Annotated in this window: 21 protein-coding genes and 1 tRNA gene; 12 read left to right on the top strand and 10 right to left on the bottom strand. The window is 43.3% G+C overall.

Going from position 1 to position 22,927, the window contains the following annotated elements:
- Positions 1 to 368: 368 nt before the first annotated feature.
- The gene (locus FLA_RS00190) at positions 369 to 1,085 is read right to left on the bottom strand and encodes a Crp/Fnr family transcriptional regulator (protein WP_076379550.1); all 717 of its coding nucleotides are present in this window, start codon (positions 1,083 to 1,085) and stop codon (positions 369 to 371) included.
- Between the two features lie 376 nt (positions 1,086 to 1,461).
- On the opposite strand from FLA_RS00190, the gene FLA_RS00185 reads away from it, so the two are divergent.
- Positions 1,462 to 1,788 carry a hypothetical protein gene (locus tag FLA_RS00185; RefSeq protein ID WP_144264044.1) on the top strand — a complete coding sequence of 109 codons (327 nt, stop codon included), beginning with the start codon at positions 1,462 to 1,464 and terminating at the stop codon, positions 1,786 to 1,788.
- 163 nt (positions 1,789 to 1,951) lie between these two features.
- Here FLA_RS00185 and FLA_RS00180 read toward each other — a convergent pair whose 3' ends face one another.
- Complete coding sequence (locus tag FLA_RS00180) at positions 1,952 to 2,200, bottom strand: hypothetical protein (RefSeq protein ID WP_076379552.1); 249 nt, start codon at positions 2,198 to 2,200, stop codon at positions 1,952 to 1,954.
- A gap of 717 nt (positions 2,201 to 2,917) precedes the next feature.
- Between FLA_RS00180 and FLA_RS00175 the strand changes: the two genes are divergently transcribed.
- Positions 2,918 to 3,517, top strand: a complete 600-nt coding sequence (locus FLA_RS00175; RefSeq protein WP_076379553.1) for a hypothetical protein — start codon at positions 2,918 to 2,920, stop codon at positions 3,515 to 3,517.
- Positions 3,518 to 4,405: 888 nt separating this feature from the next.
- On the opposite strand, the gene FLA_RS00160 is transcribed toward FLA_RS00175, so the two are convergent.
- From FLA_RS00160 to FLA_RS00140, 4 genes are all read right to left on the bottom strand, one after another.
- Positions 4,406 to 4,930, bottom strand: a complete 525-nt coding sequence (locus FLA_RS00160; protein WP_084206254.1) for an SRPBCC family protein — start codon at positions 4,928 to 4,930, stop codon at positions 4,406 to 4,408.
- A 38-nt stretch (positions 4,931 to 4,968) separates the two neighbouring features.
- Positions 4,969 to 5,841, bottom strand: a complete 873-nt coding sequence (locus FLA_RS00155; protein WP_076379557.1) for an SDR family oxidoreductase — start codon at positions 5,839 to 5,841, stop codon at positions 4,969 to 4,971.
- A 503-nt stretch (positions 5,842 to 6,344) separates the two neighbouring features.
- Positions 6,345 to 7,154, bottom strand: a complete 810-nt coding sequence (locus tag FLA_RS00145; protein ID WP_076379559.1) for a helix-turn-helix domain-containing protein — start codon at positions 7,152 to 7,154, stop codon at positions 6,345 to 6,347.
- 58 nt (positions 7,155 to 7,212) lie between these two features.
- Positions 7,213 to 7,830: a DUF2652 domain-containing protein gene (locus FLA_RS00140; protein ID WP_096510611.1), complete on the bottom strand. Its 618-nt coding sequence runs from the start codon at positions 7,828 to 7,830 to the stop codon at positions 7,213 to 7,215.
- A gap of 315 nt (positions 7,831 to 8,145) precedes the next feature.
- Here FLA_RS00140 and FLA_RS00135 point away from each other — a divergent pair, with 315 nt between their 5' ends.
- From FLA_RS00135 to FLA_RS00090, 10 genes are all read left to right on the top strand, one after another.
- Positions 8,146 to 9,129: a helix-turn-helix transcriptional regulator gene (locus FLA_RS00135; RefSeq protein ID WP_076379561.1), complete on the top strand. Its 984-nt coding sequence runs from the start codon at positions 8,146 to 8,148 to the stop codon at positions 9,127 to 9,129.
- Positions 9,130 to 9,214: 85 nt separating this feature from the next.
- Positions 9,215 to 10,285, top strand: coding sequence for an alkene reductase (locus FLA_RS00130; RefSeq protein ID WP_076379562.1), 1,071 nt, complete (start codon positions 9,215 to 9,217; stop codon positions 10,283 to 10,285).
- A 677-nt stretch (positions 10,286 to 10,962) separates the two neighbouring features.
- Complete coding sequence (locus tag FLA_RS00125; protein WP_076379563.1) at positions 10,963 to 11,841, top strand: NmrA family NAD(P)-binding protein; 879 nt, start codon at positions 10,963 to 10,965, stop codon at positions 11,839 to 11,841.
- Positions 11,842 to 11,901: 60 nt separating this feature from the next.
- Positions 11,902 to 12,282 carry a Rossmann-fold NAD(P)-binding domain-containing protein gene (locus tag FLA_RS00120; protein WP_076379564.1) on the top strand — a complete coding sequence of 127 codons (381 nt, stop codon included), beginning with the start codon at positions 11,902 to 11,904 and terminating at the stop codon, positions 12,280 to 12,282.
- A gap of 106 nt (positions 12,283 to 12,388) precedes the next feature.
- On the top strand, positions 12,389 to 13,231 hold the full coding sequence (locus FLA_RS00115; RefSeq protein ID WP_076379565.1) for an SDR family NAD(P)-dependent oxidoreductase: 843 nt from the start codon (positions 12,389 to 12,391) through the stop codon (positions 13,229 to 13,231).
- Positions 13,232 to 13,242: 11 nt separating this feature from the next.
- Positions 13,243 to 13,785: a DUF1569 domain-containing protein gene (locus FLA_RS00110; protein WP_076379566.1), complete on the top strand. Its 543-nt coding sequence runs from the start codon at positions 13,243 to 13,245 to the stop codon at positions 13,783 to 13,785.
- Between the two features lie 26 nt (positions 13,786 to 13,811).
- On the top strand, positions 13,812 to 15,191 hold the full coding sequence (locus FLA_RS00105; protein WP_076379567.1) for an aldehyde dehydrogenase family protein: 1,380 nt from the start codon (positions 13,812 to 13,814) through the stop codon (positions 15,189 to 15,191).
- A gap of 66 nt (positions 15,192 to 15,257) precedes the next feature.
- Positions 15,258 to 16,148: a helix-turn-helix domain-containing protein gene (locus FLA_RS00100; RefSeq protein WP_076379568.1), complete on the top strand. Its 891-nt coding sequence runs from the start codon at positions 15,258 to 15,260 to the stop codon at positions 16,146 to 16,148.
- Between the two features lie 621 nt (positions 16,149 to 16,769).
- Entirely contained in the window at positions 16,770 to 17,630 is an 861-nt protein-coding gene (locus FLA_RS00095) for a helix-turn-helix domain-containing protein (protein WP_076379569.1), read from the top strand.
- 162 nt (positions 17,631 to 17,792) lie between these two features.
- Positions 17,793 to 18,560 carry an SDR family NAD(P)-dependent oxidoreductase gene (locus FLA_RS00090; RefSeq protein ID WP_159445114.1) on the top strand — a complete coding sequence of 256 codons (768 nt, stop codon included), beginning with the start codon at positions 17,793 to 17,795 and terminating at the stop codon, positions 18,558 to 18,560.
- Positions 18,561 to 18,865: 305 nt separating this feature from the next.
- Here the strand turns inward: FLA_RS00090 and FLA_RS00085 are convergent.
- The 4 genes from FLA_RS00085 to FLA_RS00070 form a co-directional block, all read right to left on the bottom strand.
- Positions 18,866 to 18,939 (bottom strand) — tRNA-Pro (locus FLA_RS00085).
- A gap of 89 nt (positions 18,940 to 19,028) precedes the next feature.
- Entirely contained in the window at positions 19,029 to 19,889 is an 861-nt protein-coding gene (locus tag FLA_RS00080) for a DMT family transporter (protein ID WP_076379824.1), read from the bottom strand.
- A gap of 154 nt (positions 19,890 to 20,043) precedes the next feature.
- The gene (locus tag FLA_RS00075; RefSeq protein ID WP_084206257.1) at positions 20,044 to 21,858 is read right to left on the bottom strand and encodes an OmpA family protein; all 1,815 of its coding nucleotides are present in this window, start codon (positions 21,856 to 21,858) and stop codon (positions 20,044 to 20,046) included.
- Positions 21,859 to 21,890: 32 nt separating this feature from the next.
- Complete coding sequence (locus FLA_RS00070; RefSeq protein ID WP_076379571.1) at positions 21,891 to 22,910, bottom strand: PorP/SprF family type IX secretion system membrane protein; 1,020 nt, start codon at positions 22,908 to 22,910, stop codon at positions 21,891 to 21,893.
- Positions 22,911 to 22,927: the final 17 nt, after the last annotated feature.

The raw sequence follows: 22,927 nt of genomic DNA, 5'->3' as shown, positions 1-22,927 counted from the left end.
GTACGGGTTAAAATATTTTATCTGCACAGGCGCATTTTTTATCGCTCAATGAAAAAACAAACACTACACATTACCAGGCACCTGCATCTGCTGACAACCTTTATTGACAAAACGCTACACCCAAGTGATAAATATCACATTTACCCTGCAGGTTCATCACTCCACCGGATGAGCCTGTTGGTTACTTTTGCGCCATAAATACAAGAAAGCAAAACATCCCGGAGAAAAGACGGATGTGTTTTTAATAATTTTCAACAAGGATTCTTACCTCCCCCTTAGTGTCTACTCGGGGGGAGCATTATCGCCTTACATCAGACATTGGGGAGTAAGCTGGTAAGACAAAGCGTATGTAACGCATAGAAGCTGCGCTAGCTGTTGCGGGCACTATTCTCTGCCACATTGAGCAATAGTGTCATATCCAACACTTTAATTTTTCTTCCTTCGGTAGCGATGATCTTCTGATTTTTAAACTCTCTGAGCAAACGAACAATATTTTCCCTGGCAATACCAATCAGACTCGCCAGGTTCTCTCTGCTGATATCAATCACGCCGTCCTCTGCCTGACCAGGAGCGCTATATTTTTCTCTCAGCACTATCAATTGCGTAGCCAGTCTTTCCCGCGCAGTCTTTTGTCCGAGAAGCGCTAACTGATTGCTCAGCACAGTAAACTCATGGCTCAACGTTTTCAACAGCCTTGAGGTAAGTACAGAGGATTGCCGCACAGTAGCAATTAAATCTTCTTTTGGCACAAACCTTACAATAGTTTTTTCCAGTGCAGCAGCCGAGTCTGAATAGCGCTCCTCAGCCAACACTGCATGGTACCCTAAAAGCTCTCCGGCGTTGGCGATATAAATAATCTGCTCGCAACCATGTACATCTACCTTATACTTTTTAACCTTGCCTTGTTTGATAATGTAGATGCCCGAAGCAAATGCACCTTCCCGAAAAATGACATCTCCCGCATTGTGGCTATGGGTGGATTGATGTGCCAATAAAATAGCTAAATCCTGCTCCGGTAAATTTTTCAAAATAGCATCACTGTTAAAGCTCCAGTTGTTAACTGGAAAACGATTGCCCATGGTCATAAATAACGACTAGATTAAGTCCCGACCAGTGATAAATATCACTTTTTCAACGTGCTTTTATTCACTGTGGGATAAGGTACAGAAATATAGCTTTGCGGCAGCAAATGTATTAACAAAATCACTACTGTGATTGGGATTTAATACTTAAACCATTACCAATAATCACTCAATACATATAACAAATAAACAATACAAATGTTTCACTTCTATCATCATTTGTTTAAGCGCGCAACCCGCACCATAAAACAATTGTAACAACAACGCATTAAGCACTTTACATAGTTTGTATCATTGAAACAACCCTCTCTTTGCTTTATCCACTAAGCAAAGCAGCATTGTGCAATGTACCAACTGCATGATCTTTAATTATATTGACATGGACGTGATATTAGACAGGCTGCTTGACGATGTATTTCAGGCAGAAAACAATGCACAGGGATTTTCTTTACTAAATGAAGTGATTGATTCATTAAAAACCATAGTTCAGTTTCACCTGAATGCGGCATTTGACACAAAAACCATTAACGAGGAGGTATTACAGATAACAGCACTGCTGGCTGGTAATGATACCGGTAATGGAGATGGTTTTCGGGATTTGAAAGTCAGGTTGTTTCATCTGTTTAAAAACATTTACCTGTTAGCCAATGGCCTGGGAGCAGGTGTGTATGGCATGAACATTAGCACGCCAGTTTGTTATAATTAGTGTAGATTATATGCCCCAACCGGGCGGGTTTCGCCGGTACCATTTTAATTTAAACAAAGCAGGTTTAGAATAAAACGATTGCCCTTTGCTTGCTGCCTACCCCATTTATTATAGCTGACATTATATTCCGGCCAGCCAGTTTTGTCTCAAGTACACCAAACTTTTACTCCAATAAATGATCGATATGAATTGACTCGAGGTAAGGCGTTAGCCATGTTGTGTTCCCAAATGCAACATATTCTTCTATTGCCTTATTTTCCGGATTACAATAGGCTTCAACATAATACCTGTCAAGTTGAAACAGAAAAACCATGTAGCTAATTTCACTTCTTTTGGCAATAAGAATGCCCTCCTTAAGTACGGCGATTTTCTTTTCTGCCTCATTTAACATAATAAAATCAGATAGTCTCATAGTTAAAATTTTAAACTGTGAACGTCTTAAATTAATTACTGACAACTCTAATCTGAATGCAAAAACAAAAATCGAATATGTAAAAAGAGACAAAACTGGACGAGAACCGGAATGAAAGTATAAGCCCATATAAGGCTTAGATACGCTGGACGCAGTAAATATACAGGAGTTTTTTATTTTTTTGCATTACGCCATAAAATATCCATCACAACCTAGTCGCGCAATAATGATGCATTGACCCGCTAACACAGGAATGACTCACGGCCTATTTTCTCCTTAAATGACCTAAAAAGAATAAAGGATACCATTTCTGTTATCTTTTATTCATTCGTTTTCCCCTGGGAGAACAGGATGAGAAACACTTCCTGAAACCCTCGCTATACTTGAAATGTTGCAAGTTTTGCGGTCGAACTCACTCGCAAACTCAACGAATATACAAGGATATCATCTGACGTTTAAATACGTTCAAAACCGGTAATCCTACCTGCTGGTTTCGCACAATACCCCATCAAAACTGAAGTTTCAAAGCTGACCACAGCCATCCACCGGTAGTATGTTAAGTGCTACTTCAAAGGTAAGAATTGGGGCAATTGGCTCGCAACACGGACGCCAGGTATTTACCTCGTTCGTTTTCTTACAATTTTGCGAAGACGCCGGGTAATAGTTTTGAGTTATCAAACAAACAATGATTCAAAAAATATTTTAAAAACAGCGTTTATGAAATTTACAATCTACAGTGCAGCTTTACTGGCAATCTTATTTACTAGCTCATCAGAACTTAGTGCTCAATCCATCGAAAATGGCAGTCAGGTGAAAAAAAACAACACCCAAAAGGGAATCCGCCTGAGCACGGGCATCGAAACCTACGGTCCACTGAATAAAAATACAAGATCACTTTACGAGGGAGGCTATGGTTTTTATGTTCAAACAGAGTTGCCGGTATTTCACAGCGACAAATTCTTTCTGACTGGAACGTATGGTTACAGCGTGATGAATACAAAGGAAGATGCTACTGGCAAATCCTTAAGACCCGATATGAAGCGATTTACCTCTAAGGGAGGTATGAAGTACTTTCCTTTAAATAATTTTTATGTACAAGCCGAGGTAGGTACTTCCATGCTGCTGAATAAATCAAGCTTCGATAACGCGAAATCCATGGCTTTTACATTTGCTCCGCGGGTGGGTTATCAACTACCTCTTGGCGGCCATAGTGGCCTGGATATGAGTGCCAAATATGACCTGACAGGTACGCATTATGCGGGTGGAAAATCACTCAATATGCTTGCTTTGAACCTTGGATATACTTATCGTTTTTAACGAGTATTAAATCACTGTTTTTAAATACCTGGTTTTTCAACTCCTATCTACCATGTCAGGCCGCCGGTTTTACCGGCGGCTTTTATTTGTTAGTAATAGTCAGTCTGCAATGAACGAAGCCCACTGATGTTTATTACTCTTGGCATACTGACGACTGTCTATGCTCATGCCTGTAGGAATCAGGCATGAGGCACAAAAACAAATTTGCCAGGAGCCCATTAGACGCCCATTTTTTGGCGCCAATATGATAGCTACAATCGAACTAAGTATATTCATTTCTTGTGCATTGAAGTATCCGAAGATTTGGATATTGTCAGCCTTGATGAACCCAAAGTACCGGAACTTTTTTTCACTCAACTGACAAGCTGTATGCTCATTAATTGCATTGAACAAAGGAATACGTTGCAAATAAATAGCATATTCCTGCAACAGGCGGATGACAGTGTTGTATAATCATTGTCCTGAAAAGATATTACCCTTTTCGCCAATGATCATTCGCTCCGGATGATCCGTGGCGGAAAGCTCCGGACGTACCTGAATAGGCTGTCCGAACAGACTAAACAGGTTAAAACAGTCATAGCTAATTTGAGAGAGAAAGAGAAGGAACGTTATAGTCAAGCCAGGGCCGTGGATTTTAAACAGCATGATGCTCCTGGCAAACGAGCGGATTGTGGCGATTGTACTTCAAGGGGCAGGCAAGAAAAAAAGCTCCTGGTTCCCCGGTGGATTGCGCTTTCGGATGCTACAAAAGTTTGCAAGAATGCTACCAAATGCAAAGTTGGGTAGAGGCCTGATTGTCTTCCTGCTAAAGCAGGAAGACATTTTCAGCTCTAACCAACTACGTTGATTTTTATTGAAAGACTTTGATTGTATTGCCTGGAACAAGTTTTATTGTTCCGCTTTTGTCTTCAGGTTCTTTAACCATATCTGCAGAGACTGCTCCAGTCCTTTCTGGAATTTGCCCCGCATGATGTTTACCAGCCATCCCTCCATGCTTTCTTCCACTTTGACGGTCGTGTAGCCATTTTCCTCAATAAAGGACCAGTTGTGGATCGCAAATGCGCCAAACGCCTTGCCGGACCAACCTATCCTTTGGCCAGGGATGGCGGTATGCAGCGTTGAATGGATGGTCAGCCCGCCGCTCTTCCAGTCAAAGCTGCTGCCTTTTTCAAAAGGGCCATTTAACCTGGGATGGGTAACATCGCTATGCCACTGTGCCCAGTGATCGATATCGCTCATAATCTGGTAAACCTTTTGCGGCGTGGCATGGATGGTAATTTGCTGATAAGTCTTCACCGGCGCATTTTGGTTAATATACTCTGATGCAGTATAGGAGCTAAACATCTCCAGGCTTGCAACTATAAGGATAATCAACCCGATAACAGATAGTATGCTATAGATAATCATTTTCATTTCTTTTAGATTTTAATGTTGGATGGAGTGAATTGTATTTAGGAGAAAAATGTGCGATAGTCCTGGACAAATTGTTCAAAACGGATGGGATCATGGCCGGTAATATCTTTAACAGTGCTAAAGACCCCGGCAGCCTCCCCTTTCGAATAATGGGCATAATCCTCAATGAGGCCGCCTATCTGCCATGCCGGAAACCCGGCTACCGTTAAAGCGCCCTGCATCTGCTCCGGGCTCAGGTCAACATAAGCTATCTGTTTTTCCAATATGCGGGAAAGGGAGTCAGCCATCTCTGCATAGGTGATAGCCTGTGGCCCGGTGATATTATAGACCTTATTTTGGTGGCCGGGTTCAGTCAACGTCGCTGCGGCCACCGCAGCAATATCCCTGGTATCCACTGCGCTTACCCGAGCATCGCCCAGCGACCCATAGAATTTGCCTTCGTATTTGATATATGGCCCAAAGGCGGTGAGCCCCTGCATGAACAGGTTGGGGCGCAGGAAAGTATAGTTGAACCCAAGCGCTTGTATCCTGTTTTCTACAACGGCATGGTAGCGCAGGAAGCGGACCGGAGAGGTAACACAGGCCGCCAGCTGTGATAATTTTACGATTTGAGAGACGCCGGCTTTATGGGCTGCATTGACAAAATTAAGCTGTAATTGTTCTGCATGTTCGGAAGAATTGGTGAGCAAAAACGCCTTATCAATACCTTCCAGAGCGCTAGCCAGGCTGCCTGGATCTGAAAGATCGCCTACAACCAGTTCAACCTGTGGCAGGTCGCTCATCAAATCACCCTGCTCCCTGGTGCGCACAAGCGCCCTGAAAGAGACATTGCTGCCAACGAGCTTCTTTACCAGCTGCGTTCCAACGCTTCCGGTGGCTCCTGTAATTAAAAGATTGGTTTGTGTCATCATTGTTATTTTATACTTCAAAATTCTATTGAATTCCCCGGGAAGAATTGTAAGAAAGCGAAACGGGGATTGCGATTATTGTTCTTTGGTAATCTGGTAACTTTCTCTTTCCTGCAGCAGTTACCCTATTGACACCAGGCTGTAGACTGGATTTATCAGGTCGCCCAACGGAAGGATAATGGACTTGTCCTGCTCGAAGGAATGTTGTCTTAAGTTTTCGTTGTTCGCGAATGCTTCCTGGACATAATTATCCAGTTTATACGAATGTGCTTTGGCTGTAGAAGCTAACAATAATAAGAGTGCGAAGAAGGCGAGCGTGTATTTTGATATCATACGTTTGCTTTTGATTACGCAGTAAAATTGCGCCTATCCAAAAGCAAAAAATTGTAACAAAGCGAAAGTACTTGACCGGATGTATCGTCGTAACCTGGATAAAATAAAATATGCCAACTGATACCTATGTCAGGTAATCGGTTGGCTAAAGATAAAAAAGACTATTGGCGCCATCAGTGTTTGGGATCGCAGATGGCCTCCTGGAATTTCAGGTATTTTGCAGGACTGAGCTGGAGGTAGTGGTTAAAGTCTTTTATGAGCTGGCTCTGGTCATAAAATTCACATTCTGCAATAATTTCAAACCAGTCCACTTTTTTGGACTCGCTGGCGATTGTCTGTACCAGCTGAATTGCCTTCAAAAACCGCTTGTATCGATGAAATTCCTTTGCAGTGTAACCGAAATGCTTTTTGTGATTCAGTTGAACAGACCGTTCTGATAATTTGTTCTTGTGGGAAATTTCCTTGATAGCACTGGAAGTGGTAGAGTCGAAGCAGGCAATCTGTTCCGCTATTTGATCGCGGTTTCTCAAATAGGGCCTTGCAAAATTAAGGATCCTTTCCGCCCTTTTTTCGTTGCAGCTGAGTGGCTTTAATTCTGACCAAAGGAGGGTAAAACAGTTCTGATTCAGAAGATCATCCGGATGCAGAGCAAGCTCCCGGCTCAAATCTGCATGAGTGAAGAATCGGAAGAAAGCATCATCTTTAAAATTGCAGACAAATATCTCGGCGCCTGGCGCCAGTGAATAAGTAAAGGCATGCTTAATAGGTCCCAGAACAATGCACTTTTCTACCGTAATTTCCTCTCCGTTTTTGGCGATAAAAGATGCCGGTGTTCCAAAGCTGAAAATCATAATCGTTTGGTAAGAAGGCATAAGGGTTTTTACAACCGTGTCACCTGTTTTATTCTCAGCATAATAAAAATGGGAAAAGACCTCCTCGAAAGTTGGAGGAACTGCTATGCGGAGACTATTATAACCATCCATATTTTCAGCGCTATTAAACGAAACCACTTTTTTTGTTCCTCATGCAATTTATGGCTTTTTACGTTAGAATGCTGGTTTGGCAACCTGTTCCATGTTTTGTTTTTTTATGGTGAGTGTAAATGTTTTGCTGGTCATAGTCGATCAAAAAACAATCCCTGGATTGTTCTTCTGCCTGCAGGGTAGCCAACGATCCGGTAAGCAGGATATAGGTGTTGCTTTCGACGTTGTTTTTAAGCAGTGCGTGTGCCCTCACTACTGGTTCACCGTATAACTTTTTAAAGGCCCCGATCGTATATTCCGAAAATGATCCATAGTGAGCAATCAGTTTTAAAGACAGGTTCAGCCTATGACCAACGATATCCTCTATTTCGCACAGTTTGGCGTTAAAAGCCGATAGCATCTCCTCATATTGTCTTACAATCGCTTCCACGGACGGCTTTGGGCCGAATTTGTAAAAAAGTATGGCATCTCCTTCTATTTCGCTGACTTCCAGCCCGGTACTATTGGCCTCTAAAATCACTGACAATAACTCCCGGATAATGTAGCGGCCGGCTTCTATGCAAATGCTGTTGACAAACTTTGTATAGCCACTGATGTCCGGTATCATCACTATCCCATCCTCCACCCGAATGGCTTTGCTTTCTTTCAGGTATCGTTTATATAGTTGTTCCATCATTTGCTTATTTTCTGGTACAAATGTAGCAACGGCCTTTTCGCTGAAATTGTAAGAAAACGAAGGCGGTGGTAAATACAGCTTAACCCATCTACAGGATTTCCACAATTTTTTCGTTCTGAATAATCATTATTCCCTGCCTGTTTTCAATGATGTCTTCTGCCAGCTGATAGGTATGCTCCCTCAAGCCTATTATAAATGAAATATCTTCCTTGAGGAATTACGCACCTGGAGAGAATTGTAAAGCAAATGAGCGCTAAATAATGATATTTGTCTTATTATAAAACATAACTCTTAAATCAAACATTATTACTACACATGTTAATAGAGTTTGTTACACAGCCGCAATTTAATTTTTTGACGGCCTTTGCTGAAGCCTTAAAAGTACCCGTGGTTAATAATGAGCTACACATTCCATCATTCCTGGGCGAGGGATTTGTACGTCGCATTGACCTAAATGATGACTTCCGCTTGCTGATACACCGATACCAGCTGAACCAGGAGCTGATCTTAAAACGCATAGGTTCAAAAGAACCGGCAAGCTTCATAAGCGTGATTTTCTATAATAATGAGGAGCCGGTTAGCCTGATCACAGATAGCGAGAAACCACGGAGTTTTAGTCGTTATAATGATATGGCTATACAAATTGCCTCTAATAATTTAGACACGCTGATTACTTTTCCCGCCAATACCGAGATCTATTTTACCGTGATCGGGTTGAGTGCAACCCGGCTTAAGGGTTTGTTGGAACTAAATCGTCCTGATTATTTGATCGATACCATTGTTAACCCTAAAGAATCCTTTCTTTTTTATGAAAGCATGGGGACAGAAACGCAAATGACGCTCAAACAGTTATCAGAGCCACGGGCAGAGAACGGGCTTGCAGGCTTTTATTACCGGCTTAAAGCGGAAACACTGCTATATAATGTGTTTAATCAACTGCACAACCGCCAATCTACGAGGCATAGCCCTGTTAACAAAGCTGATTCAGAAAAGCTTTCTATCATCCGGAAAGCTATACTTAGCGATCTTAGTCAACCTCCCAGTTTGCCTGACCTGGCTAAATTAGGCGGGCTGAGCGAAACCAAAATGAAAGATCTGTTCAGGCAGGTATTCGGCGACAGCATTTACAATTATTACCAAACGGCCCGAATGGAGGAAGCAGCCTACTTGCTCCGGCATAAGAACTATTCAGTGAGCGAGGCGGGCTATCAGTTAGGCTTCAGTAATTTAAGCCATTTTACCCGCTTATTCGAGCGACACCATCAACAAAAACCTAAGAAATACGCAGCAGGCGGATAGGACTATTTTCCGGGCGGGCTACGCTATTTTAAATTCGGCATCCTGCTGACCTTTGACATATCATTTAAAACATAAAACAAACGATATGAAAAAGTTACTGATGCCCTACAACAGCCAGTCCCTGAATTTAAAAAATCATTTGGTAATGGCTCCTATGACCCGCAGCCGTGCAATCGGCAATATACCAAACGCATTGATGGCGGAATATTATGGTCAGCGCCGGGGAGCTGGTTTGATCATCACAGAAGGTACCGCACCTGCCCCGGAAGCATTGGGTTACGCCCGCATTCCGGGCATTTTTTCACCTGAACAAATAGAAGGCTGGAAACTAACAACCACTGCTGTACATCAAAACAATACCAAAATATTTTTACAATTAATGCATACGGGGCGTATCGGACACCAGGCGAACCTGCCGGAGGGAGCTCATGTAATAGGTGCGTCGGCTATAGCAGCAGCCGGTCAAATGCACACTGATACTATCGGTATGCAGGATTACCCGGTTCCGGTAGCCTTATCAACCAAAGGAGTACAAGATGTGATCGGTGAATATGTAACTGCCGCGAAGAACGCAATGGCCGCAGGCTTTGATGGCGTAGAAATTCACGCTGCCAATGGCTATCTTATTGAACAATTCCTGAATCCAAACGTAAATGACCGTACTGATATTTACGGTGGCACCATAGAAAGCAGATCCCGGTTTGTCCTGGAAGTGGCGCAACAAATTGCAGACACTATCGGTAAAGAAAAAGTTGGTGTAAGGATATCCCCTAATTCCACGCTTGGTGACCTGCAAGCTTATGATGCAGATGCTACGGAGGAAACATATATTCATTTAAGCCGGGAATTTAACCGTATTGGACTTGCTTATATACACATCAGCATTAATCCCCAGGTGCCTGCACAAACTTTAGCAGCAATACGGACCGAATTTGAGGGAACAATTATTTATTGTAACACTTTTACTGCCGAAAAAGCAGAAGTCGAGTTAAATAATGGAGATGCGGACCTTATCGCCTTTGGCAGACCATTTTTAGCAAATCCAGATCTGGAGCAACGTATTACCAACGGAGCGGAATTGAACGCACCTGATTTCACCACCTTATATACACCCGGTGCTAAAGGATATACCGACTACCCGGTTTTATTCAACTAATTCTTTACCTATATGCTTTTAAATTAACGATGCTGATCTCATAAATTTGCCAGCCGTATATCACAGTCCAGGGTGACGGCTGGTTTTGGCTTTTCTATTCGTGGAAGGTCTGACGTTATGCCTTAGGACAAACCCAGTAACCTTACTGCTTTCAACAAACAACTGAAGCCATCTGTAGGTGGTAAAATTCATATCAACGATTTCAGTGAAAATGCAAGCAAGGCCTTCGCATTTAAAGCCTCCTCAGTACCCCAAAGGATATCCTTTTCAATTTTGGAGTCTCTTAAAATCAAACGGCAGGGATGTATCCCTTAAGCTACGAGCAGAAAGGAAATACCTGTCTTTACTATAAGGCGACAAAGCAAAAGAATAATAACATTTATTATACTAAAAAGGGTCATCCACCGGAAGTTCGATTACTTCCAGGCGTGCATTCGGATGTCTTCCGGAATTATCGGATCAGCAATAGCCCGGATTCCAGATTTCGTGGTGCCGTCATGCAAATACACCGTAATTCTCATATACCCAGGTCAGGAACGATACGTTTCTCATTTTATAGACAATCTCAACCACTGGTAGAAAAGGATTAGTAATTATGAAATTACCGTTAGTACTACCCCTAAGCGTCGAACTACTTTTGTTTAAACAAATTCAAACCATTTAAACAAAAAAGCAAAATGGAAAAGCAAATTAAAGTATTAATTACTGGTGCCACAGGCAAGAGCGGTGGTGCAGCCATAGACGAACTTTTGAAAATGGGTTATCCGGTGAGGGCGTTTGTTCATAGTAAGGATGAACGTTCGGAAAAACTTAGCGCCAAAGGCGTAGAAGTGGTGGTGGGTGATCTGCTCAATCTTGATGATATTTCCGCAGCCATGAAGGGTATTGATACAGCCTACTTATGTTACCCGGTTTTGGTTCCGGGCGTATTGCAGGCCACAGCCTATTTTGCACAGGCGGCAAAAGAAAACGGTTTGACAGGGATTGTTAACATGTCACAGATCTCTGCAAGGCGGGAAGCTAAAAGTAATGCCGCACAGGACCACTGGGTCGGAGAACAGATTTTAAATAGGACCGGTATCCCGACAGTACATTTAAGACCCACTTTCTTTGACGACTGGTTTCTCTATACTCGCGATATCATCCATGAGAACAGCGCGATTCTGCTACCTTTTGGAACCGGCCGCTGGGCACCGGTGGATTCGGCTGACCTGGGTCGTGTTGTCGCAAAAACAGCTACCAATATAGCAGCATTTGCCGGCCAGGCACTTAAACTCTATGGCCCGGAGGAATATAACCTTTTTGAAATGAGCGAAGTTATTTCAAAGACTTTAGGCAGGACGATCACATACGAACCACTGACTACCGAACAGTTCTTTAAAATGAATTCAAAAAGAGGGGCCAGTGACCATTTTGTACAACATGTCACCCATGTGGCAGAAGACTGTATCAATGGTGTTTTTGCCGGAACAAATGATCTGATTGAAACCATTACAGGAAGAAAACCAACATCCCTTGCCGAATTCTTCACTGAAAACAAGAGGCTTTTTGCATAAGTAAATGAATCGTCAAATAGAAACGAAAGGTATCAATGTAATAATTACAGGATCAACCGAATGGTTGGCGAGGGCGTACTGCACGAGTGCCTCAGCGATCCCAGGATAGCTACCATCACACTGTTGAACCGCCGTAACGCAGGAATAGTCCATCCGAAGGTAAGAGAGGTATTGGTTTCCGATCTTTTCACATTAACCGAAGATGAACCGGTCCTGCAATTCGCAGACGCTTGTTTTTATTGTATCGGAGTAACTCCCGTAAGAAAAAGCGAAGAAGAATATGCATTGCTTACCCATGATTCGACACTAAAGATCGCCGGACCTGTACTGGCGTTGAATAATGGAATGACATTCATTTACATTCCGCCAAAGGAGCTGATGAATCAGAAAAAGGAAAGAATAATAACCTCGTTTGATATGGTCAAACTTTCCGTTTGGTAAATAAGTGTCAGTAATTAGACGATTAGCGTTAGTACCGCCTTCCCCCCCCGTTCTACCTTTGATTAACAATTATAGAATATAATTAATCATTTAAAAACTTTCAATCATGACGCAAAAAGTTTGGTTTATAACAGGTGCCAGCAAAGGATTTGGCCTTGAAATCGTAAAATCAGTCCTCGCCTCCGGGGATAAAGTAATCGCAACTGTCCGCAACAATGCAGCTGGTTTGCAAGCGGATCTGGGTAACCCTGCAGAGCTACTGGTAGTCACTATGGATGTGGTCAAAGAAGCAGAGGTAAAACAAGCTGTCAAGGATGGCATCGACCGATTCGGGCAACTGGATGTCGTGGTAAACAATGCTGGTTTCGGTATTGTGGCCGCTATCGAAGAAGCATCAGACGTGGAGGCAAGAAGACAGTATGATACGAATGTCTTTGGACTGCTCAACGTAGTTCGGAATGTGTTGCCACACCTGCGGGAAAGAAAAGCAGGCCATATCATCAATATCTCTTCTCTTTTCGGTTACGGGGCACTACCCGCCTGGGCTTTATATGGCTCTACAAAGTATGCTGTTGAAGGTATTTCCGAAGGTCTTGCATTAGAGCTTGCACCTTTCAATATTAACGTAACGGCCCTGGCACCGGGTTTATTCCGCACCCAGTTCTTAAACTCACAATCTTACGCACAAGCTGCGAACGCTATCCCGGATTATAATGATACCATGGTAGGGCAAATGAAAAATGTTCCTGATTCACTGCATGGTAACCAACCGGGCGATCCTGCTAAACTGGCTAAGGTAGTTGTTGAATTAGCTGCTGAAAAAAATCCTCCCGTTCATTTACCTGTAGGTCTGGACTCGCTGCAAACTTACCGTACGAACCGTGACAAGACCAGCACTGAAATTGAGGCTTGGGCAGGTAAGTTTACACCAACCGAAGTTACTGCATAAATGGTACCGCTATGAAACGAACTATCCTCAATAAGGAATTGTGGTACTCCTTCATTGCCATCGTCAAGTATATTCCCAAAGCCATCATCACTCCGCAGGTAGATGGTATGCTATTCTATACACCCCAGAAGCAAGCAGAATTCAGAGCAAGGGTCCAAAGCATCACACCTGACTCTAGACGGGTATGGGGTACCATGAGTGTAGCACAAATGATACACCATCTGTCCTTATCTCTAGGTGGTGCGTTAGGCTATTTTACCCTTTTCGATGAAAGTTACTGGTTGAGCCGGACACTTTTTAAATGGATTCTGGTAGATTTTTTCCCGGAACAACCAAAAGGTCTGCGTATGCCCTTAAATTTTATCATACCTCATGACCAGAGCTTCGATTTCGGAATGGAGAAAAACCTCCTGTTAGACATACTGGAAAAAGCCTGGGCGACGCCGACAGAAGACTGGGGACCACACCCCATGTTTGGCAAAATGAGCAGCAAACAATGGGGCAAACTGGCACTGATCCATGTTGATTACCACCTAAGGCAATTCAACGCCTAATTCATTACAGTTTAAAACCTATAGATATGAACAAATATCAGCAGATATTCGACAAACAAAAGGCTTACTTCAATACGGATGCCACTAAGTCATACGAATGGCGTATTGAGCAATTGACCCGCATGCAGCAAATGTTGCGGGATAATGTCCAGGCGCTGCGCAATGCAGTAGGTAATGACTTCAAAAGCTCCTTTGCAGAACAGGTATTTGAAACCGATGCGGTTATAGGTATTGCAGAATATACAAAATCACAGTTGAGAGAATGGATGCAATCTACGGAAGTTCCGGTGCCCAGGTTCCTGGCAGAAACCGGCCACAAGGGAATAGTATATAGGGAGCCCTATGGCGTTACGTTGGTGCTAGGTCCTTTCAACGGTCCACTGCTGCTGTTACTGCATCCAGCTATTACAGCCATCGCCGCAGGAAACCCGGTTATCTTAACAACATCGAATGCATTACCTGAGTCCGGTGGGCTGTTACAGAAATTGGTGCCGGCATATTTTGCGGAAGAGTCGGTGGCTGTTGTAGGGGGTGGGCGGGAAGCTATTACCGAACTACTGAAACTTCCTTTTGATTTTATTTTCTTTACAGGGAGCACCGCTGTTGGCAAAATCGTGGCACGTGCCGCTGCGGAAAATTTAACGCCTATGTTACTGGAACTGGGCGGGCAAAATCCGCTTATCGTAGATGAAACAGCAGACATCGCCGATGCAGCGCAGAAGGCTGTTTGGGGCGCTACGGCCTGGGGCGGTCAATGGTGCACTTCTCCCGGATATGCTTATGTGCACGAATCGGTAGCGGCTACATTTATTCAGGAAGCTAGAAAAGCATTGCGGGAGATGTATGGAGATAATCCAAAGAATAGCCCTGACTATTCCAGGATCATTAATAGCAAAGAAGTAAGGAGGATGGCAGCCCTTGTTGACCCTGCAAAAGTGATAGCTGGCGGTCAGTACGATGAAGATGCACGATACTTTGCACCTACTGTCGTATATCCTGTCACCTGGGAAGATCCTATAATGGAGGAAGAAGTATTTGGACCTATTTTACCCGTACTGACTTACACAGATATTCAAGAAGTGATTGTCAATATAAAAAAACGTCCTAAGCCGCTGGCGGCCTTTGTTTTTAGTGATGATCAGGCAAATATTGACTATTTGCTGCACACCCTTTCTTTTGGCGGCGGTGCTGTAAATCAGGTGAACATCCATCTCTATATCTTGTCTATGCCCTTTGGTGGTGTGGGAAGCTCCGGTATTGGCAATTATTACGGAAAGTCTGGTTTTGAGTCCCTAACGCATGCCAAATCTATATTGCATGGACCTTCCGGACAACCAATAGAACATCTTATTCCGCCCTACACGCAGGAAAAGGTGGAAGGTTTAAACCAGTGGTTTATTTATTAAGTTAGCCTGACTGAATGAAACGTGTTTCATTCAGTCCTAATCCTTACTAAGTTTTATATTTAGGTTATGAAGCATTTCAAATCTTTAAGCGAGATGCATCGGGAAAACAATCTGCCCGATCCTGAGCATCCTATGCTAAGCTTACTGCGGATTACGCCTGGTTTAGTTTTGAATTTTGATGAGTTTACCTGCGATTTTTACCTGATCGGGCTAAAAAATATTAAGGCTGGGCACTGGCTTTACGGCCGGACACGTTTCGACCATGAGAAAGGATCCATGGTGTTTTGGAAACCCCGCCAGGTGATTGAGATTAATAATCTGGAACTTGAAGAAGGTGGTTATATCTTATTGTTTCATGAGGACTTCTTATTGGGCAGCGCACTGCAAAAGGAAATTCAAAAGTATGCCTTCTTCGATTACGAAGCTGATGAAGCCCTGCATCTTGCACCCAAAGAAGAGAAGACCATCATACGGCTATTTGAGTCCATAGATTCCGAATACGGCAATAACCAGGATGAATACAGTAAAAATATAATTCTGGTTAACATCGATTCATTACTAAAATATGCCGAGCGTTTTTATAAACGGCAATTTATCAACCGCAAGGAGCTGACCGGAAAAATGGTTACTGCTTTTAATAAAATCCTGGATAATTATATCCGGGAGGATAAATTCACGAAAGAAGGGATTCCTTCGGTTGCCTATATGGCATCAGCACTTAACATGTCGCCGCGCTATCTTAGTAATGCTTTAAAAATAGAAACAGGAAAAACTGCTCAGGAACTCATTCATATTGCGCTCATTACTGTAGCCAAGAACAAGTTAAGGGAATCCGGAGAAAATGTATCTGAAATTGCCTATTCGTTGGGATTTGAAAATATGTCTTATTTCTCGAAGTTGTTTAAGAAAGAAGTTGGCAAAACTCCGAAAGACTTTAAGAAACAATTTTTGAATTAATTTATCAGGTTTGCTGAATGAAAGCAGGAGTGGGCAACCATGCCCCGTAAGCCGTGAAATAAAAATTACTGCCCCTGTTGTCGCCTCCGTTTCACCTTCAGTGGTCAGCACGATAAGTGTTCCTTCTCTTATGATAAAAGTCTCTTCTCGTCCATCAGCCGATGATCATGCAATTTTGGACATCTGGCATTAGGTTTCATTTCTATATCATAAAGCACAAATTGATTTCCGATTGTGCTTGTTGGCTTGCTTTTTCCGCTAAAATGACCTAGAAAGAATAAAGGATAACATTTCTGTTATCCTTTATTCTTTCGTTTTCCGTCGGGGTGACTGGACAAATTTCGAACCAGTTTTTGGAAGATTTACGGCAATATGGAGTTTTTGTGAACAAAATGGAATAGAATAACAAAAAGCGTAAGAGTGGAATATAGGTACGGGGCAACTTGTAAAAACTAAGACTTAACCTAGCAATAATCCTTATAATGTCAGATCAAGTCTTAAACGTCTGAATGTTAGTTTAATTTTTACTACCTAACCGGTGCTTATACATTTTCTTTACTTCATATAAAGGTATTGTGCGATATTCACTTATACGAACCGGTTGAGTAAACGGACACTTACATGAGTAATACCATTGATGTACATTCCATAAAAGACCTGACAAGCCGAAATCTGAGAATAGATTATTTCCATTCGCTCAGGCACCAGCCGATAAATTATAATAAGGGGGCGCATAAAAGGAATGACCACTATCTTTTTATTTTTCAGGCAAAGGGGACAAGTAAGCTTCTTGTAGACTTTAAAGAGTTAAAATTAACCAGCCCTGCCATTCTTTGTATTCTTCCGGGGCAGGTACATTACGGAATTAGTGCTAATAAGCATACAGAAGCCTGGTTTTTGAATGTTAGTTTAGATGCAGTCAACGATGAATATAAGAAGATATTTTTCGATAACTATTTTCAAAGCAGGACTATTAATATAGAAAAGCCCCAGACACATTTACTCGTGGAGACTATACAATTGCTTTCAAAAGTAATTGATGAGCAACGATTGACAATACTGCCGCAGGTAATGCGGGCTGCTACAGATGTGTGCATAGGAACGTTTGCCAGCTTTTATAATAGCTCAGAAACCAGAAAGCAGAAACCTGCCAGAACCACAGCATTAACCAAAGAGTTTCTTCAATTGCTATTAAATAATTTTAGAACCCTGAAAAAAATAACGGATTATGCCGATTTGCTTCATATCAGTGCTGCTTATCTGAATGAAGCTGTTAAAAAAACAACAGGCCACACCGCAAGTTATTGGATACAGCAGACCACGCTAAACGAAGCAAAAAGGCTTTTGTATAATACCGGGCTTTCCGTTAAAGAAATTGCTTACCAGTTGGGATTTACCGACTACACATATTTCAGCAGATATTTCCAAAATGTAGAGGGAATTTCACCAACTGTGTTCCGGGATCGTTACCGCGATATTTGATAAGGTTACCTCTATTTGTCCCTTTCCGTGGATCAGATATTGGCGGAATTTTGAGGTATGACAATTAAAGACATACTAATGGGAGTCGGCGCTATGTGTGCAATCGTGCTATTATACCGTTTCATACGGTTCATTACTCCCTATCTCAAACCTTCTACATTGATGTCCTATTATACAAAGGATGCTTTTGCACTGGTTACGGGTTCTACAGATGGAATAGGTAAAGCTATTGCCATGGAACTTGCAGCAAAAGGCTTCCACATCATTTTACACGGACGGGATACAGAAAAGCTAAAAAATACTATTGCTGAAATACGAACAGAAAATCCTGATTGTCAAATCCTGACACTACAGCACGATGGCAGCAAAGATCAGGAGCCTGATATAGCCTCGTTAAATTTACAGCAGCTTACAATACCAGTTATCGTTAACAATGTGGGAGTTGGGCCTATGGGGAAACTAGAAGATTTCTCTACTCAAAAAATTGAAGAAACCATTAGACTGAATACAATCTTCCCAACAGTAATCACCAGTAAGCTACTTTCATACAGAAAAGGAAAAGCCCTGATATTAAATGTATCCTCTTATGCAGCTTTATTGCCACCTCCATACCTGGCAGTGTATGCCGGCACGAAGGCATACAATAACGCATTTTCAATAGCACTGCAAAGAGAACAAGAAAATGCAGAAGTTATTTCGCTCTTAACAGGAAGTGTACATACGGGGTCGAATAAAAAGCCAGTTACTTTTATGAGACCCGAGGCAAGAACCTATGCAAAGTCAGTACTTAATATAATAGGATGTGAAAGAAAAAGTATAATGCCTTACTGGCCACATGCTGTACAAACCTATTTAATATCATTGTTGCCAGAGAAATTGATTGATAATGCTACACGTAAAGCCATCCAAAAAGAATTAGGTGATGGATAGTTCTTACTATAACTTGGAAAAAAGGGCATTTCGAACTGATAAGTTAAGCTATGGGTTCTGTCTAATTGAAGATGTGAACAGCACTTCAGGGGATAATAAAAAAGGAAAAGGCAGCAAATATGCTGCCTTTTCCAGTTACGTCGGGAAGACAGAATGAGAAGCTTGCTTTAAAACCCTTACTGGGACTGAATTTCAGTTTTTAAAAAACCGAACTCAATGAACGACTCACGGCCTATTTTCCGCTAAAATGACCTAAAAAGAAAAAGGATAACATTTCTGTTATCCTTTTGTCTTTCGTTTTTCCGTCGGGAGGACAGGATTCGAACCTGCGACCCCCTGGTCCCAAACCAGGTATTCTACCGGGCTGAACTACCTCCCGAACTCTCTCACTTAGTAGCTTCTTTCGTTGCTTTCGTTCGTAAGTGGGGTGCAAAAGTAAAAAATAGTTTTATACTACCAAATTTATTTTCAACTTTTTATGCGTTTTGCAATAAAAACTCCGGTTACCACCAAAATCGCCCCTGCTATAGCATAAGCAGTTACCTTTTCGTGCAGCAATATTACCGCCATAATATAGCCCAGCACCGGGGTTACCAGCAGCCACATGCCGGCCTTTACGGTATCCTTATGCAGCAAATGCATCCACAGACTATAGGCAATGATAGAAACCGGCACAATAAGCCAGCTGAGCGACCAGTAAAAATTAGCATCAGCTACCAGGTAAATATTTTTATAGTTGGCCAGTACCAGGGGAATCATCAGCACGCCGCCAATGGCCGTTTGCCAGGCGTTAATGGCCAGGCGCGACATATCCAGCTTAATACTGGCAAAATAAGTACTACCTGTAGCCAAAGCTATCTGGCCTATCAGCAAAATAACAATACCGCCCAGGGTAGCATGGCTGCTTTTCAGGTTGGGAATAGCCGCAATGGCCAAACCAACAATTGCCAAACCAATGCCCAGCCATTCCAGCGGCTTTACAGCCCGTTTTAACCACACAGCCGACAACAAAGTAATTACCAATGGCGGCATGGCATTAAAAAGGCTTACAAGGCCCGCAGAAACGAGTTTTACAGCTATTACAAAAGCAATGATGTAGATAGTGATATTGAGCAGCCCTAAAATAAACAGGTGCTTACACTCTTTTTTATTGGGCAAACGGTGCTGCTTACCTTTTATCCCATACACAAAACCCATAAGCAAACCACCCACGGCTAAAAAACGGATACAGGCTAGTAATAACGGTTCTACTGAATGAATACCAAATTTGGTGGCGGCTGTAGCCGACGCCCACAAAATGGCGAATAAAATACCTTCTGCAATTTCCATGCTGTTGTTGTTGGTAAAAAGGGCAGCAAAGGTAAGAAGCTTATACAGGAAAGCGGCCTGGTAGACACCAGGCCGCCTGTACACTTTTTGAGAAAACCGCGTGTTACAAAAACTGACGCCGTGTCCGGGGCTGAATCCGGAGCAACGCCTTTCCTTATGATGACCGTTTTAAAATTTTTATTTCTGTGCGCCTGTTCCGCTCCCGTCCTTCGGGATTATCCGAACCATCCTCTTTTTTATTAGGCGCTAAAGGCACTGTTGCCCCATACCCTTTTATCACCAGCCTGTTTTTGTCAATACCCTTGCTTACCAGGTAAGCCACCACACTGGCAGCACGCGACTCTGACAATGCCAGGTTAAACGCTTCGGTTCCGCGATCATCCGTATGCCCTCCTACTTCTACCTGCATAGCCGTATCTGTCTGCAACAGATGCACAATGCTATCTAAAGCGATATAGGAAGAAGGGGTAACTACCGCTTCGCTGTAAGCATAGCGCACCGTTCCCACTATTTTACCGGTGAGATCAACCGGCGCAATTACAGGGGTTTCTTTTACCACAGTTACCTGCGGCACCACAACAGTATCTGCTTTCGCCACAACAGGAACTATTTGCTGATGCACCGTCATCAACTCCAGACAACAAGCCGCTGTGCGATCGGAACTGATAACAGCCTGATCTAATAGTTGACCGGAAGCAGAAGCACTGATGAAGTACATATCATCTTTCAACGAATTCACCGGATAACCAAAGTTTTCCGGCACACTCCAGCTACCCGGCTGGCCTTTGCTATAAAAAAGATCGTAGCCACCCAGGCCTGTACGACCATCTGTAGCAAACACCAGTGTACCAGAAGCAGCATGATAATAGGGAGCCTGCTCGTTATAAGCAGTATTGATGGTATTGCCCAGGTTTACAGAGCTAATAGGCTTACCATTGACATCCAGCTGAGCATACCAGAGATCATAACCACCAAATCCGCCTGCCTTATCACTCACATACAGCAACCCCTTTCCACCTGGTAACAAACAAGGCTGCTGCATGTTATAGCCGGGCGTGTTCACTACCTCTCCTAACACCACCGGTTTATCCCATACACCTTTGACAGCTTGCCTGCTGACATAAATGGCAGCCGACTTCTTACCGCTTAGTACCGCCCACCGGGTGAAATACAAAGTGCTTCCATCTTCACTTAACGCTGCTGCCCCTTCCTGCATATCTGATGCCGGCAAAGCCGCTTTTACAGCATCGCCCAACACCCCGTTTTGATAACTGGCCTGGCATAAATAGTTGGTATGTGCTTTTCCCCACTTACGCCCCTGCGACCAGGTAGCGGTAAACAACAACGCTGTATCGCCCAATTTTACGGGTGCATAACTCGCGCCCTCTTTACCCTCGGCCAGTTTGGTGATGGTAAACAAGTGTGCATCTTTACGGGCCAGCTGTGTTTTAATATATTGTACATTTTGAATTTCGCGGGTGGCCGCTTCCCTGTCAACATCCTGCGCGCTATAGCTGTGTAAAAAGCGGCCCAGTTGCTGTTCCGCTTCGTTATACTTTCCCTGCGCCCGCAGCACCAATGCATAATGGAAAGTAGCCAACGGTAATTGCACACTATCCAATGCCACCACCTGTTGATACAAAGGCGCTGCTTTATCGTAATCAGTAAGCAAACGGTAGCTTTCGGCCAGCTGATACAACGCCTGTAACCGGCTACTCACCGCAGTTTTTTGTTTCATTTCCGCAGCAGTAAGTGCATATGGATCGCTACCCGCATGCCCCTTATTACTACCTGCCTTTAAATATTTCTCGTAGTAAGCAGAAGCAGATGAATAATCCGCTTTGGCAAAATAACTATTTGCCGCACGCAGGTATTCATGGCTCAATTGCGCATGAGCGCCTGCTGCCGGCAGCAACATACCTACCAGCAAACCTGCTGCCAGGCATTTTTTATACAACATCCATTTCATGGAAACAGCTTTATCAATTAAAGGATCAATGATTATAAACGTGGACACACAAATTCCACCTCCGGCGTTTTGGCTCTTGACTTGCCGGTAAACGCCAGGGTTATTTCAAAACTGCTGGCCCCGTTTACCATCTTACCCAGTGTAGACGTGTTAACATCATAACTGGCACTGACAATCAGGTTATCGTAAGAAAAGCCTGCCTGTGCCGAAATAGCATCCTGTATACGATAGTTGACACCCAGCAACAAACTGGTGTTCACCGAAGCTTTTAACTGTGCATAGGTGCCTATCATTTTTTCTTCGCCACTACCCTGGCGCAGGTACAAAGCATTGGGCGTAATAGCCACCACATCACTCAGGTTAATTCGCACACCTGCATGTGCCGTAAAACGCATAGGCAGCTTAGCCGACCCGGATGCACTGAACTGATCGGTAGGACGTGTTAAATGCGATACCGCAAACCCGGCAAACAAATTGGCTTTTTTATCCTGTGCCGCATCAAAATACAATGCGCCGGCGCCAGCATCAAAACTGCTGGCTGAATTACGCCCCAGCAACTCTGCTGAGGTAGCGCCAGGGTTATACCCCGTGACAGGATTCCACTGATCGCCAAACACCAGCTTAGAAGGATTAAACTTACGCTGTATAAAACCGCCCTGTAAAGCCAGCACAATGCGATGCCGCTGCAACTGACCAAAACGAATGCCCGTATAGGCCGCGCTGCCATAGGCCGTGGTATAATTAAACCCGCCATCGCCCGCGCTTTGATTAATAACACTTACTCCCAGGTTCAGGTTTTTATTGGTAGGCAACTCAAGAGAAGCACCGATAGTAGAAAAAGGACTGGACACATTACTCCATTGATTACGATACACTGCAGCTGCACGGTAATCGCCATCAAAAGCCCCGGTTAATGCCGGGTTAAGCCAGGCCGGATGCACATAGTACTGCGAAAAATGCGGATCGACCTGCGCACTGGCAGACACAGCAGATAGAAACAGCCCCGCAGCCGTCATAACACCAACAAGCGGATGAATCATTTTTATTCTCATAGCTTACACGATTTATC

It is taken from the genome of Filimonas lacunae (assembly GCF_002355595.1).
In the GTDB taxonomy this organism is placed as follows: domain Bacteria; phylum Bacteroidota; class Bacteroidia; order Chitinophagales; family Chitinophagaceae; genus Filimonas; species Filimonas lacunae.
Note: the sequence above shows the minus strand (reverse complement) of the source record. Positions and strands in the feature narration are given on the sequence as shown.